Origin of the sequence: Desertivirga arenae (genome assembly GCF_017355785.1) — a bacterium.
GTDB classification, from domain to species: Bacteria; Bacteroidota; Bacteroidia; order Sphingobacteriales; family Sphingobacteriaceae; genus Desertivirga; species Desertivirga arenae.
Genome location: NZ_JAFEWE010000002.1, coordinates 197,445 through 213,514 on the forward strand (window position 1 = coordinate 197,445; position 16,070 = coordinate 213,514).

Below are 16,070 nucleotides of genomic sequence, written 5' to 3' on the forward strand. Positions count from 1 at the left end.
GAGTTTACAAGTATAATTGAAAAACAGTTGGCCGTTTGTAAAAATCTCCAGGACAAGCGCGATATTTAACAGGAAATAAGTGGATAAAATATTAGAAGATAAATTTGTCCTTATTTAAATAAAAGATAAATTTGTCTTTCTAAAAATGAGTAACAAATCTGTCAACCGAATTATTATAGCAGCAAAATAAAAGACAATTTTATCCTTAACAAAATCAACGTAAATAATGAAACGAAAATTAATCTCCAGCTTCTTTATCTCATTTCTTATCGCCGCTATGTCTGCCTGCGGTAGCAGTGACACATCCTCCTCTGCCGAAAGTGAGAGTTCTTCAACTGCAGCAACACCTGCAACTACAGAAAGCACTGCGGTTAGCAATCCTGAGGACAAAAGTGACAGCAAAGGTGTAGGAAGGTTCAGCTCAGTGGAAATCGGCGCCTTAGATGCTGCAATGGCAACTAAAGGAGAAGCTGTATTTACAGCTAAGTGTGCTGCCTGTCACAAAACAACTGGTGAAAAACTAGTCGGACCAGGCTTAAAGGGTGTTACACAACGTCGTACTCCTGAATGGATTATGAATATGATCACTAATCCTGAGGAAATGACTAAAAATGATCCGGTAGCAAAGGCTTTGTTTGAAAAGCATTTGGTGCAGATGACCTTCCAAAATGTAAACGATGAGGAAACCCGTCAAATTCTCGAATTCTTCCGGAAAAACGACCAGTAAAGGAAATATTTAAACGATAATAAAATGAAACTCAATTATCAACCCGCCTTGTTGTTTACGGCGCTAACCGCCCTTACTTTTACTGCCTGTAAACCTGGTAAGGTTAGCCAGGCAACTGATGAAGACGCAGCGAAAAAAGTATACGTAGCGCCAGGAAAATATGATGAACTTTATATGTTCGCGTCAGGCGGCTTTAGCGGACAGGTGGCGTCTTATGGTATTCCATCAGGAAGAATGCTGAAAGTTATTCCTGTGTTCTCGCAAAATGCTGAAAATGGCTACGGATACTCTGAAGAGACCAAGCCGATGTTAAATACCTCTCATGGGTTCGTTCCCTGGGACGATACTCACCACCCGGAACTGTCAAAAACAAATGGTGAAGATGACGGAAGATGGTTATTCATTAATGCGAATAACACTCCACGCATTGCGAGATTAAACCTCGCTACCTTCAAAACAGATGAAATCCTCGAACTTCCTAATGTGGGAGGAAATCACGCTTCTCCTTTCTGTACAGAGAACACAGAATACGTGGTAGGAAACACCCGTTTCAGTATCCCTTTGGATGCGGCAAAAAACGTTTCAATAGCTGACTATAAGAAGCAATTTAAAGGAGCTGCTACTTTCATTAAGGTAGATAAGAACAGCGGGAAGATGAATATTGCCTTCCAACTGGTTATTCCTGGTTTCAATTACGACCTGGCTCACGCTGGTAAAGGCCCCTCACACGACTGGATATTCTTCACCTGTTATAATACGGAGCAGGCGAATACTTTACTGGAAGTAAATGCAAGTCAACGTGATAAAGACTTCATCATGGCGGTGAACTGGAAAAAAGCCGAAGAGCTTATTGGACAGGGCAAAGGATCTAAAGTTCCTGCTAAGTATGCTCATAATGTCTGGGATGAAAAAACGCATTCAGCAAGCTCAACTATGATGAATGAGGTTACGATGCTGGATGTGCAAAAGTATCCTGGCTTGATCTATTATATTCCATGTCCTAAATCTCCCCATGGTGTTGATGTTGAACCTAATGGTGAACTATTTGTAGCCAGTGGAAAACTTGCGGCTGTAATTCCGGTATTTTCTTTCAAAAAAATGCTTAAAGCGATTGAGGGCAAACAGTATGATGGAGACTTCGACGGAATTCCTGTATTGAAATACAACGCGGTATTAGAAGGTGAAGTAGAAAAACCCGGTTTAGGTCCCTTACACACCGAGTTCGATGGGCAGGGCTATGCCTATACTTCTATGTTCGTTTCCTCTGAAATCGTAAAATGGAAAATTGCCACACGGGAGATCATTGACCGTATTCCTACGTATTATTCTATTGGGCACCTATCCGTTCCCGGAGGCGACTCACGCAAACCATATGGTAAATATGTGATCGCTTTAAATAAAATAACTAAAGACCGTTATCTTCCAACTGGTCCGGAACTTACACAATCAGCGCAGTTAATTGACATCACAGGAAACAAGATGAAGTTGTTGCTTGATTTTCCAACCATTGGTGAGCCTCACTATGCTCAAACCATTCCGGCAGAGAAGATCCAGAAGAACTCTGTGAAATTCTTCAAGCTGGAGGAGAATAATCATACTTATGCTACTAAAGCAGAGAAGGATGCAAGAGTGATCAGAAAGGGAAACCGGGTAGATATTTATATGACGGCTATTCGTTCTCACCTTGCACCAGACAATATTGAAGGTATCAAAATGGGAGATGAAGTGTATTTCCATGTAACCAACCTGGAGCAAGACTGGGACGTGCCCCATGGATTTGCGGTAAAGGGCTCTAACAACGCCGAACTGCTAATTATGCCGGGCGAAACAGCAACGCTGAAGTGGAACCCCGATCGTTCCGGAATCTTCCCATTCTATTGTACCGATTTCTGCTCAGCATTGCACCAGGAAATGTCAGGATATGTAAGGGTATCAGATCAGGGATCTACAATTCCTATCTCTTATAAGATCGGAGACAATCCTCTGGCAAAAAAATAAGATAAGGCTAAACTGAAAATAATCCCGCGAAGACGGTAAGGAGTAAAAATAGTACTATGGGCTAACCTGAACCTCCTTCTTTACTACAACCGTTTTTGCGGGAATTAATTCGAAATCATGCAGGAAAAATCACGAATACTCATAGGATTAAGTGCAATATTGATGCTTAGCGCCTATATCCTCCCTCTCTGGCAGATCTTTCTCGAAGCACCCCAATATCCTGAGGGACTCGAGATGAAAATCTGGTTGCATGGGATCACAGGTAATGTGGAGCAAATCAACGGACTTAATCACTACATAGGCATGAAGCACATTATTGTGTCAGAGTTCCTTGAGTTCAAAGTGCTTCCTTATATTTTTGGTTTCCTGATCGTTATCGGATTAGTAGCATCATTAATAAGCAGCAGAAGGCTTCTTAACATTTGGTTCTGTCTGCTCCTAATTTTTGCCGTAGCTGGTTTTATTGATTTCTATTTGTGGGAATATAATTATGGCCATAACCTTGATCCTCGAGCAGCTATTAAGGTCGACGGTATGAGCTACCAACCTCCCCTAATAGGCTATAAACAACTTCTAAACTTCCTTGCCGGCTCATTTCCGGCAATTGGTGGCTTAATTGTAGGACTCGCAGGTTTGATCGTCGCTGGGGTAGTATTATATGAACATCGTTTAAAAAAATCATTACAATGAAAATTTCCAATTTACTGATAATCTGCCTTTTCCTTTTCAGCTGCAGCCGCAAACCGGAAGAGATCCATTTTGGAACTGATGCCTGTGATCATTGTAAAATGACTATCATGGATCAGAAATACGGTGCAGAAATAGTAACAGCAAAAGGGAAAGTCCTGAAATTTGATTCTGCAGAATGCATGGTTGATTTTCTGCATATCGGGAACGAGGAATTGAATAACCCTAAAACTATTTATTTAACCATTAACACGGCAGCTCCGGGTCAGCTAATTGAAACTTCAACTGTTAGCTTTCTAAAAGACAAAAATTTCAAATCTCCAATGGGAGGCAATCTGGCATCCTTCCCCTCAAGGCAATTGGCTGAAAACAACAAGCAAAGTGCTGATGCTCAAATTATGACCTGGGATGAACTCCTGAAAAGCCGGTGAAATGAAAGCTTCAATCCTGTATCTTTTCTTTATTATTCTTTCCTCCCTGACTTCAGCAAACACAATTACTGTAGCTCAAAAAGGCAGGATCAATAATTTAGGGAAAGCCATAGCTCTGGCTAAGAATGGGGATACAATTATTGTGCAAAAAGGCCATTATCCTTCTTATAACACCATTATCAATAAATCACTGACTATTCTTGGAAAGGATTTTCCAGTTCTTGATGCTGGATTTCGCGAAGAAGTAATAACCATATTAGCCAGACAAGTTAAACTTGATGGCTTTGTAATAAAGAACTCAAAGGTGGGGTCTTTAAGAGACTATGCCGGCATCAGGATCCATCGAACAGAGCAGGTGCATATCAGCAATAATAAGCTGATGAATAATTTTTTTGGGATCTATATTTCCGACAGCAAACATGTAAGTATTTACAACAACAGTACGCAGGGAACAAATAGCGCACAGAACTCGGGCAATGGTATTCACATGTGGCAGTGCCAGGATATTAAAATTAATAATAACTACTCTAGCGGTCACCGTGACGGGATCTACTTCGAATTTGTCAAAAAAAGCACTATAAGCAATAATAGAAGTGTAAAAAACCTTCGCTATGGATTACATTTCATGTTCTCTGATGATAACCTATATCGGGGTAATACATTTAAGAATAACGGTTCGGGAGTAGCAGTAATGTACTCTAAACGGATCAGGATGTATAATAACCTTTTCCTCGAAAACTGGGGAAGCTCTATCTATGGCTTGCTATTAAAAGATATTTCAAACTGTGATATCAAACATAACCGCTTTATACGAAACACGACGGGCATTTATATGGAAGGATGCCAGGGGATAAATGCCTGCAACAATCAATTCCTGAATAATGGCTGGGCTATGCGTGTACTGGCTAATTGCGTGAATGGAGAATTTACAAGAAACAATTTTACAGCAAATTCTTTCGACGTAACGACTAACGGCAGCTTAAACCTTAACAATTTCAATAACAATTATTGGGACAAATACGAGGGCTACGATCTTAACAAAAACGGAATAGGTGATATCCCCTACCATCCTATAAGCCTTTATGCTCAATTAATAGAACAGATTCCGCAAAGTGTAATGCTGATGAGAAGCTTTATGGTAAATCTGCTTGACAAAGTAGAACGTGCAATTCCTTCACTTACGCCAGAATCTGTTAAAGACAACCATCCAAAAATGAAACCATGGGAGATTTGATCGAATTAAGGGATTTAAAAAAGTCATTTGGAAAACTGGAAGTATTAAAGGGAATTAACTGCGGTTTTGAAAAGGGCAAAGTGGTATCAGTACTGGGCCCTAATGCTGCAGGCAAAACCACATTGATTAAATCTGTTCTGGGAATGGTCATTCCCGATCAAGGTAATATACTTTACAAAGGAGAACTTGTGACCGGAACATTCGAATATAAAAAACATATTGGATACATGCCTCAGATAGGCCGCTACCCCGATAATATGAAGATCGGACAGCTATTCGAGATGATGCAGGACCTACGAAAATTAAAATCAGATCTGGACACCGATCTTGTGGAAAGCTACCATTTGAAATCTATGTATAACAAGACTATGAGTACCCTTTCAGGAGGAACCAGGCAAAAAGTCAGCGCAGCGCTTGCCTTTATGTTTCAACCAGAGGTCTTGATTTTAGATGAGCCAACTGCAGGTCTTGATCCTATCGCTGCCGAAATCCTCAAAGACAAAATAATGGAACAGAAGAACAAGGGCAAACTAATCCTGATCACATCTCATATACTGACTGAAGCAGATGAACTGGCAGACATTGTAATGTACCTGCTGGATGGAAATATCAGGTTCTACAAACCTATTGATGTACTAAAATCAGAAACGGGCGAAACCAGGTTGGGCAAGGCTTTAACCAAAATACTAGCAGCTTAGCATATGTTTAAAATTGCAAAATACATCATGCTCGACATTATTCGAAGCAAAGTACTGATTGCCTACACTGCGCTTTTAGCCCTGATAAGTCTTAGCATATTTATGTCAGATGCTGATGTTACCAAAGGCCTCATTAGCATAACTACCATTGTAATGATCATCGTCCCCCTGGTGAGTATTGTTTATGCAACGACTTATTACTTCAATGCAAGTGAATTTACCGAGCTCCTTGTCTCCCAACCGATAAGTCGCAGTGACATCCTCTGGGGAAAATTCATCGGTATTGCTTCCTCTATACTTGGCTCTTATTTGATAGGGATATGTATTCCCGTTGCTCTTTTTGCTTTTTCCAGTACAGGTTTAATGCTGATGCTTTCCGGATGCCTGCTTAGTTTAAGTTTTGTATCACTGGCTTTTCTGGCCTCGACGAAGACGCGTGACAAAGCAAAGGGTATAGGGATGTCCCTGATCATTTGGTTTTATTGTTCTATAATCTTTGATGCAATAGTCCTGCTATTTCTATTTTCATTCTCAGATTATCCGCTCGAAAAAGTCATGATTGCTCTTACTGCATTTAACCCGATAGATCTTGCCCGCATTCTTATTCTTCTTCAATTGGATATATCTGCATTAATGGGATACACTGGAGCCTTATACAGGGACTTTTTTGGAAGTGGAAGCGGTATTGCCTTCAGTTTGATCTTCCAAATCGCCTGGAGTGTTTTACCTATTCTACTGGCAACCAGAACCTTTAAGAAGAAAGACTTATGAGATAGATCCCCTAAATAGTTACTAATTGTAACATTCGATCCGATCCTACGTAAAATTCATCATTAGGTGAACGATATGAGAGCGAGAAAGATCTACCAACTAACAACATTAATCTTATTTCTGCTTACAGCAAAAACAAAGGCACAAAACGTAGGGATCAATGCAACGGGAACCGCACCTGACGCCTCGGCGGGGCTTGACATTGATTTTGAAAATAAAGGGATTCTAATTCCAAGGATAAATTTAATCAGTGATACTGATATCCTTACTATTCCGTCTCCAGCAGAATCCTTAATTGTATATAACAAATCTAATTCCGGGACACTTACACCCGGCTATTACTACTGGAATGGGAGTATGTGGATTAGAATAGCAGTAACTTCAGATATTCAGGCGACACCAAGTACAAACGCATGGTCCTTGTCGGGAAACTCATTGAATACAAGCACCAACTGGCTCGGAACAATAAGTACGACAGACCTGCCCATCAGAACAAATTCGATTGAAAGAATGCGGATTAAGAGTAATGGACAAGTCGGTATTGGAAGCAACAGTTTTAGCACAGCAAATCCTGAAAAACTGCTGGTAGATGCAGGAGCCACCTATAACAATGCTATTAATGCAATTGGCAATATTGATGGGTATTTACAAGTAGGAGTACAAAATTTATCTTCTGGCAGTAACGCAAGCTCTGATGTTGTTTCATCCTCTAGTAATCCTGATCATTATGTAGATATGGGGATCAACAGCTCAGGATATATAACCAATAAATCGAATATCTTAAATCAGCCATACACTGCCTATTTATATTCCTCTACCCCAGAATGGTTTTTTATAGGAAATGGAGCCCCAAGCAAAGGCTTGATATTCTTCACCAATGGCGGCAATAGTTATAATGCAAATAACAGTGCTGACGGTACTGAAAGAATGGTAATCACATCAAAAGGTATTGTTGGTATTGGTTATAACACCACCGCGAATGGAACTGTTAATACGCCAACAGATGTAAATTACTTACTGTCTGTCAATTCAAAGGTTCTGGCCAACGCCTTTAATACGCCCTCAGATCTTCGCCTTAAAACTAATATTGCAGAACTTAATTATGGATTGAAAGACATTCTAGCGTTAAAACCTGTTTCTTATAACTGGATTGATCAGAGTCGCGGTAAAGAAAAACAACTGGGTTTGATTGCTCAGGACACAAGGAATGTTATCCCTGAAATAGTAAATGGAGACGAGGCAAAGGAAAAGCTTTCGGTTAACTACACAGAGCTAATCCCTGTTCTTATTAATGCAATCAAGGAACAACAGTCAGCGTTTGAACAGCAACAAAAAAAGATCGACCAGTTGGAAGAAAGGCTAAAAGCTCTTGAACAGAAATAATAATAAAGAGGTTTGACAAAACAGAAAGGTTTGAATTCTTATTCAGACCTTTTTAATGCTCTTATTTCAAAAAATACTTATTATCCTCATATTCCTGCACTAGTTCATAGACTGACTTCTTGCTGAACTCGATAAGAAGCTGGGTACGTATCGGCTTGATCTGCTCATGCATGGGGCAAGGCTTCACATCAGAACAGGCTTTTAATCCCATAACACAAGCGCTGAACAGATCATTCCCGTCAATGGCACGAATAATATCAACAAGGTAAACCGCAGTAGGGTCCGTTATAAAGAAACCTCCATTCGGGCCTTTGATAGAAGAAATTACTTTCTGCCTCGACATCTCCTGAAGGATCTTGCCGGTAAAATGCATGGGCGAGCCTATTGCCTCTGATATTTCAGCAATGCCAGCCTTCTCTCCTTTATAAGTTTTATACGCCACATATACAGCGGCGCGAATTGCATATTCACAAGATTTAGAAAGTATCATTCAGTACAACTATAGGTCCCAAATTAAAGTGTTGAGAAAATCTTCCTGTTAATTTTCCCTGATCTAAAACAAAGCACAAACCAGGCAATTCCTAAAACCAGGAAGCAAACAGCGATCACCAGCAACACCAGCTGAAAGTTGGGGATCAAAATTCCGAACAAAGCTAATAAAGGTTGCATAAATAATAGAACAAGATATACCACAACTGTCAATACAAATAAAACATTGGTTCTAGTATTGGAAACAGTGTCTGGTAAAAAACCAGAATGGACGAATCCATTAAGGATTATCGGCATCAGAGTTCCTAAAGACAATAGGTGGATATAGCCTATAATTAGGTTTCTGTTCGAAAAGACCCAATTTCCCAGAACAGGAAAGCCGGTTAAGACCTGGAAAAAGATCTTGAGGGTCAAGGCTAAAAGAGCAATAGTAACCAGGTAGGGCAGTTTACCTGGCAGCTTATTCAGATACTGTAAGATCTTCAGCCAACTAACAAAGTTCAGTATAGCTCCCGTCATTGCAAGGATCCTCAGTATCATAGGTGGATTACTCCAAAGCGTAAATAAGAAATATAAAGGAACTACCGACCATATAAAGATCTTTAACCAAAACAACAATTGCCCGCTTATCTCTTCCTTTTTTGGATACCGGTTAAAAAAAATGGCCAGTGCACTTAATATCATCCATCCATTCATTTGAAAATGCAGGTAGAAGTAGATAGCATCATTATAGAATGATGTTCCTTTTTGTCCGGTTGCCATTAAGGGTCCGAGAGTAAAGGGGCCAAGAGACGAAAGACAAAGAAAAATAAGAGAGGCTTTTAACATAAGCCTTGCAGCGGGATTGGTTGAAGCTTCCAGTTTTTTATCGTACCACACTTTATAAGCAAACCAGTAGCCATCGATAATAAAAAGCGTAGAGAAAAGTATAGAGATTGCTTTATAACCCTGAAAGGAAAAGCTTATAAGCATCCCAAAGGCTGCGACTATCCCTAAGGCAAGTATCTTTTGGTAATGAGAGTTTATTTCCCCGGCCGAGATTGTTTTAATGATCAATAACGCCAGCGATAAAAATATCCAGCCGGCAAAGGCAAAGTGCGAATGTGCATGAAGGATATAGGTATAATTAATACCGGCAATAGGGAAAACAAACATTAATCGAAGCAGAACTCCAAACAAGGAAAGAACTATAAAACCTCCCAAAGCCCACAACGCATAATTTTTGCCCTGTATATTCATTATCGCCGTCCCAGCTGTCTTAGACCTTCTTCAGTCAGGCTCTCATAGCTCCATCTTGGCTCCCAGGTAAGCTCTACCTTTGGTATGTAAGCCGGATAAAAATGCTCCAGGCAATTCTCCACCGACTGCAGAATAGCATCGCCCATTGGGCAATATTGGGAAGACAGTGTCATCGTTACTGTTATCGTTTTTGTTTCTTCATTCACGTCTATACCATAAACCAAACCCAGGTCAATAATGTTCACATCCAATTCAGGATCAAGAACGGTCCTTAAGGATTCCTGAACCTGCGCCTTAAAAAAAGAAGTTTTGTCTCTTATATCTATTTCCATATCCCCTCCTATCATTATACTATTTATTCGATGTTTAATTTACGATTGCCTTATGCAATAAAACTTTTACCAGATTAACAAAGTAAACTATAGCCGTTAGGATTAAACAACCAAGTCCCGCAGAGGTTATTGGCTCTGATTTCAAAATAAAACCCAGGTAAAACGCGAGACAAAAAGCAAGGAATAAGATTGTTTGTACCCGCAGCAGTAATTTGCTGTAAAGGTCAGCCGGCAGTGGCGTTTTGGACTTCCCGGCTAAGTGCTCATATTTTCGGGCCCACACAATGAATGGTAGTGTTTTAAATGCTTGCCCAAGGATAAGAGCACTTAACCAACCCATGAAAAGTAAGGATCCATAAAGGGTAGTATAATGTACTGTTTGAGGGTCCTGCTTCAGCTGATAATAAATGATCAGGGGCAGAACAAATACTCCGGCAAGCATCAGCACAAAAGATATAATGGTGTTGGTGATGGGAAGTTCTATCTGTTTCTTGATCCTTGATCTAAAGCAGTCCGAAACATACCTAAGATAAATAAGGATACCAGAAACAAGCACCATTGAAATAAAATAAGTCTTCGTGTTTATTCCATTAATATAAGTGTCTATCAGAAATGCAATAAGGGCGCCGTTGATGAGGTAATAGCACCAATTTAAGAGTTTATCGTTAGTCTTCCTCGATACTAAAAACATAGGGATAAGTTTTGAGCTCACCCCTATTATTAACAACAAAAACCAACCAGCAATCCCCATATGAGCATGTAGTTTCAGGAAATGCAAATGATCTTTTGGAAGAAAGGCAAACCGGAAATTAAACACCAGCAATACTCCTAACAACGCTGTGCCTGCCAACCAAAGGGTTGAAGTCACCATAAATTCCTGCTGTATACTTGCTTCCTTTTTGTTTGTTCTGGCTGTCAGGAAAACAATCAGGGCAAACAAAACTATGGAAATAAGTAAAAGCAGGCCTCCAAGCTGCATACAGAGTCCCGAATCAAATTGCCAGAAAGAGCATACAAGAAGAGTTAAGCCAGCAATGAAAGTTATGAAGCTAACCCAAGGAAGCCTATAACTGTACAGGTCCTTTTCAAAAATAACCGGAATTAGCTGGTAAGATGCTCCAAAAACGATAGTAGTACCCCAGCCAAGGGCGGCCATATGGGTAATAGCCAGGATCCTGGGATTAAAATAGTGCCCGGAGAGTTCAGCGACCGAATGGAAAAGCATCATTGTCAGGATCACGAAGCAAAGCGCAGAAAACAAATAATGCCCTACCACGATCTTGTACAAAGCCTCCGATTGCTTATTGATCACCTTCATGGCTTGTAGATCAGAAGTGAAATCTTTGCATTATCCTCTTCCTGGATAAGGTATTCATAACCTTTGTCATGCAAATGAGGTATTAAATATACCGGCACTTTTTTATGATGAACGAAAAGTGCCTCGTCAGGATTAAGGCTCTCCAGGTTCTCCAAAATAGTAACCATGGGTCCCGGCATCTCTAAGTGGGTTACATCAATCTCTTTTAGTTTACCGCGGTACCGTGCAAGCAGATTATCAAATGAAATAAATGAACCCAACAAGCAACTTTCCTCTGTTCTTTTTCCTTCTTTTGCTTTATCTTCAGATTTCCAGAAATAAGTTAGAATTACATTTTCTGAAACACGTTCAACGTGGCTTTTATATCCCTTTTTACCAAGGAGTGTGATCAAAGGGATGGGTTCAAAGCTGTTGACGAGCTTAAGACACTCATCTTCTTTAAGCTTGTTAACATGGTCAAGGATAAGCTTAAGAGGGTCTTGATTTGCTGATATTACCGGTCTTACATCCAACTCCACTACCCTATCGTTAGCAGGTAACTCAAATATATCCCCTGCCTTCGTCAATATACCTAGCCCATCTTCATTCAATCTGAATCCAATCTCGTTCATTGCCTTTAAAAAGTCTTCTTCCCTACAATTTGCAATCCTGCACGCATCTGATATCGATACTCTTTTAGCCAGTAATTTCCTTAAAGCAGGATTTCGAAGCCGTCGGAAATTTCTGTTCAATTTTTCGAGTGCCTGAATCACCTCCTCCTGTTTCACATCCAGCAAGGCCTTAATTGTTGTTTGGCTATTAATCGTCATACTTCCAGAATTGATAAGGGTAATTATCTGTAAATATGGAATGGTCCTCATTTATCGCTTCTCCGATCTCAGCCAGCTCAGATTCGTTCAGCAACTGCTCGATATAAGGAAAAAGGGTCCTTTCCTCAAATCGTATATGGCACTCCAGAAGCCTTCCAATTTCGAGCAAGCTGGCCCGAGTATTATCCGATTCATTCAAACCTTTTACTAGCTGCTCAATCTCCTGGTGCTCCTGAAGGGTTTGTATTTTTAACCTATCAGTATCGCTTAAATAGCCAAGGATCAATACTTCCTCTTCCCTGAAATGGGGCAACAGAGCTTTCTCAAAAAAATACGTTACATACTCTTTAATTACTCCTTCCGCCCTATTCCTCTTAATGCCTTCCCTAATCTTCCAGCTTAGGAGCAGACCATGGTGATGATCGCGTGACAGCTCCTGTAAGTTAACATTCCTCTTCATAACCTTTTATTAAGCCGGGACAGACATGGGAGGATCTGCCCGGCATTCACACTAATTTTTCAAACTCTTTTCTAATTCAAGAGACTTAGGAAACAAAATATTATTCTCCAAATGAACGTGTTGAAACAGATCATTCTCAAATTCTTCAAGCTTTTGGAAAAGTATCCTGTAAGAAGTACAAGCATCTGCAGGAAGCTCATAATCATTGGTAAGCTGACGAATTTCAGACAAGTCTTCTCCTGCGCCTTCATGCTCCATTTCCATTACATTTATCGGATTGGCTACCTGTCCAAAATGAGATTCAGGTAAAGGCTGCCCTGTTTTCTTAGCTAAAACCATCTCCTTTATGTATGGGAACAGTATATTTTCTTCCTTCATTAAGTGCATGCTGAGGTCATGTGCTATACCTGCAAACACCTCGGCAACTTTAATCAATTCAGGATGACGATCGCCATGAACCCGGGCCACTTTCTGAGAGATCTCAGTTAAAAATGGGATGCTTTCACGAACGTAATTATGGTGAGTATTAATAACGTAATCACTCAGGAAATCAAGTTCCCAGCTTTGAAAATTCTGACCTGAGGCTTGTCCCTGCTTGTCAATTGCAGCGAGCTCTGCTTCTACTTTATGAATATCAATTCCTTTCTTGTCACAAACTTCAGACAAGGTTTTTTTTCCACCACAGCAGAAATCAATTCCGAGCTTTTTAAATACCTGGGCTTTGCGGAAATCTTTCGCAACCAGTTCTCCAACTGTAATTTCATCCTCTCCATCCTGTCTTTTTGTTATGCGCACCTGCCATACTTCAGGACCATTAGCCAGGTATTCCCAATTAAATATTTGTCCCCTTTCTGCCAGTAGCTGGTAGTATAAAGGTTTTGGATCATGATCGTTATGAATAATGAAGCCTTGACCGGGATTCATAGAATCGAACTTATCAAAAATTGTAGGATGTTTTAATCTTGGCTCTATTACCGTTACATTAAGGATATCTGCTGTTTCCATTTTGTTGTTATTAATTAAAGACAAAGTTATCTTTTATTATTTTATTTAGAAAGCTTCTAAGAAAGAATAATCAAGAATGACATTAAGATTATAAAAAAGACTAATAAGTATTTTTTTACTTCAATTACTCATTCTGCTCGCCAGGCTCCAGGCCAAAATCTTATACATTAACCATAAAATAGTGTAAAGAGTGGATCGGCAATTGGAAGTACTTTTGTATTATAAAATTTAAGAGTATGGCAAGTGAAACTTTAACACATAAAGGAACGCGCAAAAATTTTCCGGTAACCGGGATGACGTGTGCGGGCTGTGCTGTGAGCGTAGAATCTATGCTTAAATCTTCTAAAGGTGTGTCTGACGCCGGTGTGAACTTTGCTACCCAAACTGCCTGGGCTGAGTATAATGAGGAAGAAACCAATCTGGCCGAGCTTCAAAAGTCGCTTCAGTCGGTGGGCTATGATTTAATCATCGACGAGGAAGATCCCTCCGCAAAGCAAGAAGAGATCCAACTAAGGAACTATCAGGAATCCCAGAGGCGTACTATTTGGGCAGCTGCTCTTTCCGTTCCGGTAGTGATCCTGGGAATGTTCTTTATGAATTTCCCCTATACACCATGGATATCCCTTCTTCTGACCATACCGGTTCTTTTCTGGTTTGGGAGGAACTTTTTCATAAACGCATGGAAACAGGCCAGTCATGGAAAAGCCAACATGGATACCCTTGTGGCTCTGAGCACAGGTATTGCTTTTATCTTCAGCGCATTTAATACCCTACACCCGGAGTTTTGGCATAGCAAAGGGCATCATGCTCATGTTTACTTTGAAGCAGCCTCAGTGATCATTGTCTTTATCAGTCTCGGTAAACTTTTAGAAGACAGGGCAAAATCCAACACATCATCGGCGATAAAGAAACTAATGGGGCTTCAACCTAAAACCGTAAAGGTCTTAGTAAATGGTCTGGAAGAAGAAATTCCAACCGGGTCTGTAGTGGCAGGAAATATCATAATCCTTCGTCCCGGAGAAAAGGTTCCAGTAGATGGAATAGTAGTATCCGGTACTACTTACATTGACGAAAGTATGATTACCGGGGAACCTGTACCGGTTTTAAAGCTGAAAGCAGATAAGGTATTTGCAGGCACCGTAAATCAAAAAGGGAGTTTGCAGTTCAAGGCCGAAAAAGTAGGAAGCGAAACTTTGCTTGCCCATATTATAAAAATGGTTCAGGAAGCCCAGGGAAGTAAAGCACCGGTACAAAAGCTGGTAGATAAAGTCGCGGGCATTTTTGTACCAACTGTTATTGTTATCTCCATCCTTACATTTATCACCTGGATGTTTTTAGGTGGCGAAAACGCTTTTACACACGCTTTACTTACCTCCGTTACAGTACTGGTAATTGCTTGTCCCTGTGCACTCGGTCTGGCCACTCCTACCGCTATTATGGTAGGTATTGGCAAAGGCGCTGAGAATAATATTCTGATAAAAGACGCAGAGAGTCTGGAACTGGCGCACAAGGTAAATACCGTTATTCTTGACAAAACAGGAACGATAACAGAAGGAAAACCTGAGGTCAATGCTATAACCTGGGCCGAAGGTATCTCAGATCTTGCTTCGCTTAAAAGCATTCTTTACAGTTTGGAAGTATATTCAGAACATCCTCTTGCAGAAGCTGTAGTTAAAAACCTGAAAGAGGAAGGTGTTAACAGCACCGAGTTAAAGTTTTTTGAAAGTATTACGGCCAGGGGGGTTAAGGGTATAACGGGAACAGGTGAGTACTTTGCCGGAAACAGAAAGTTGATTGAAGAAAACAACCTGATGATTGACCCTATACTAAACAAATATGCTGAAGACCTGCAAGAACAAGCCAACACGGTGATATTCTTTGCCAGCAGTAAAGGAGTCCTTGCAGTAATAGCTATTGCGGATAAAATAAAAACCAGCTCTAAAGCAGCAATTCAGGCACTGCAAAAAATGAATATTGAGGTGCTGATGTTGACTGGAGACAACGCACAGACGGCAGCCGCAATTGCGAAACAAGCAGGACTTAACGAATTCCACGCAGAAGTACTTCCCTCTCAAAAGGCTGATTATGTTAAAAAACTTCAGGAAAAGGGCAAGGTAGTTGCCATGGTTGGTGATGGCATAAATGATTCTCAAGCGTTAGCGCAGGCCGATGTAAGTATAGCGATGGGTAAAGGCTCTGATATTGCTATGGACGTAGCAAAAATGACTCTGATAACTTCCGACCTTCAATCTATTCCTAAAGCTCTGAAATTATCCAGGAAAACTGTCGCTACTATCAGGCAGAACCTTTTTTGGGCATTTATATATAACGTGATAGGGATACCTGTAGCAGCAGGAGCACTTTACGCTTTCAATGGGTTCCTTCTCGATCCGATGCTAGCAGGGGCGGCGATGGCACTTAGTTCCGTATCTGTTGTAAGCAACAGCTTAAGACTTAAGGCAGCACAGCTTTAGTATAAGCTCAAACTC

At 40.4% G+C, this 16,070-nt stretch carries 16 protein-coding genes; 9 read left to right on the forward strand and 7 right to left on the reverse strand.

The annotated features are described in order from the left end of the window. Positions 1-226 precede the first annotated feature (226 nt). The 8 genes from J4N24_RS04755 to J4N24_RS04790 all read left to right on the forward strand — a co-directional run bounded on the left by J4N24_RS04755 (position 227) and on the right by J4N24_RS04790 (position 7,929). Positions 227-727: a c-type cytochrome gene (locus J4N24_RS04755; RefSeq protein WP_207532506.1), complete on the forward strand. Its 501-nt coding sequence runs from the start codon at positions 227-229 to the stop codon at positions 725-727. 24 nt (positions 728-751) lie between these two features. Further along, on the forward strand, positions 752-2,725 hold the full coding sequence (gene nosZ, locus J4N24_RS04760) for a Sec-dependent nitrous-oxide reductase (protein ID WP_207532507.1): 1,974 nt from the start codon (positions 752-754) through the stop codon (positions 2,723-2,725). A gap of 117 nt (positions 2,726-2,842) precedes the next feature. Beyond that, positions 2,843-3,415, forward strand: coding sequence for a hypothetical protein (locus J4N24_RS04765; RefSeq protein ID WP_207532508.1), 573 nt, complete (start codon positions 2,843-2,845; stop codon positions 3,413-3,415). After that, entirely contained in the window at positions 3,412-3,843 is a 432-nt protein-coding gene (locus J4N24_RS04770) for a nitrous oxide reductase accessory protein NosL (protein ID WP_207532509.1), read from the forward strand. Before J4N24_RS04765 ends, J4N24_RS04770 begins: the two co-directional genes overlap by 4 nt. Position 3,844: 1 nt before the next feature. Continuing rightward, a complete protein-coding gene (nosD, locus tag J4N24_RS04775; RefSeq protein WP_207532510.1) occupies positions 3,845-5,077 on the forward strand; it encodes a nitrous oxide reductase family maturation protein NosD in 1,233 nt (410 codons plus the stop codon). Then, on the forward strand, positions 5,065-5,775 hold the full coding sequence (locus J4N24_RS04780) for an ABC transporter ATP-binding protein (protein WP_207532511.1): 711 nt from the start codon (positions 5,065-5,067) through the stop codon (positions 5,773-5,775). Before nosD ends, J4N24_RS04780 begins: the two co-directional genes overlap by 13 nt. 3 nt (positions 5,776-5,778) lie before the next feature. After that, on the forward strand, positions 5,779-6,546 hold the full coding sequence (locus J4N24_RS04785; protein WP_207532512.1) for an ABC transporter permease: 768 nt from the start codon (positions 5,779-5,781) through the stop codon (positions 6,544-6,546). 75 nt (positions 6,547-6,621) lie between these two features. Further along, complete coding sequence (locus J4N24_RS04790) at positions 6,622-7,929, forward strand: tail fiber domain-containing protein (protein WP_207532513.1); 1,308 nt, start codon at positions 6,622-6,624, stop codon at positions 7,927-7,929. A 61-nt stretch (positions 7,930-7,990) separates the two neighbouring features. On the opposite strand, the gene J4N24_RS04795 is transcribed toward J4N24_RS04790, so the two are convergent. From J4N24_RS04795 to ric, 7 genes are read right to left on the reverse strand one after another with little or no spacing between them, the layout of a single operon-like run. Next, positions 7,991-8,419 (reverse strand): RrF2 family transcriptional regulator, encoded by a 429-nt coding sequence (locus J4N24_RS04795; protein WP_207532514.1) that lies wholly within the window; start codon positions 8,417-8,419, stop codon positions 7,991-7,993. A gap of 23 nt (positions 8,420-8,442) precedes the next feature. Further along, positions 8,443-9,657, reverse strand: a complete 1,215-nt coding sequence (locus J4N24_RS04800) for a hypothetical protein (protein WP_207532515.1) — start codon at positions 9,655-9,657, stop codon at positions 8,443-8,445. Continuing rightward, positions 9,657-9,989, reverse strand: a complete 333-nt coding sequence (locus J4N24_RS04805; protein ID WP_207532516.1) for a metal-sulfur cluster assembly factor — start codon at positions 9,987-9,989, stop codon at positions 9,657-9,659. Before J4N24_RS04805 ends, J4N24_RS04800 begins: the two co-directional genes overlap by 1 nt. Before the next feature lie 34 nt (positions 9,990-10,023). Then, positions 10,024-11,307, reverse strand: a complete 1,284-nt coding sequence (locus J4N24_RS04810) for a hypothetical protein (protein ID WP_207532517.1) — start codon at positions 11,305-11,307, stop codon at positions 10,024-10,026. After that, positions 11,304-12,116: a DUF2249 domain-containing protein gene (locus J4N24_RS04815; RefSeq protein WP_207532518.1), complete on the reverse strand. Its 813-nt coding sequence runs from the start codon at positions 12,114-12,116 to the stop codon at positions 11,304-11,306. Before J4N24_RS04815 ends, J4N24_RS04810 begins: the two co-directional genes overlap by 4 nt. Continuing rightward, positions 12,106-12,576: a hemerythrin domain-containing protein gene (locus tag J4N24_RS04820; protein WP_207532519.1), complete on the reverse strand. Its 471-nt coding sequence runs from the start codon at positions 12,574-12,576 to the stop codon at positions 12,106-12,108. Before J4N24_RS04820 ends, J4N24_RS04815 begins: the two co-directional genes overlap by 11 nt. A 51-nt stretch (positions 12,577-12,627) precedes the next feature. Further along, positions 12,628-13,581, reverse strand: a complete 954-nt coding sequence (gene ric, locus J4N24_RS04825) for an iron-sulfur cluster repair di-iron protein (protein ID WP_207532520.1) — start codon at positions 13,579-13,581, stop codon at positions 12,628-12,630. Positions 13,582-13,817: 236 nt separating this feature from the next. On the opposite strand from ric, the gene J4N24_RS04830 reads away from it, so the two are divergent. After that, positions 13,818-16,055, forward strand: coding sequence for a heavy metal translocating P-type ATPase (locus tag J4N24_RS04830; protein ID WP_207532521.1), 2,238 nt, complete (start codon positions 13,818-13,820; stop codon positions 16,053-16,055). Positions 16,056-16,070 lie beyond the last annotated feature (15 nt).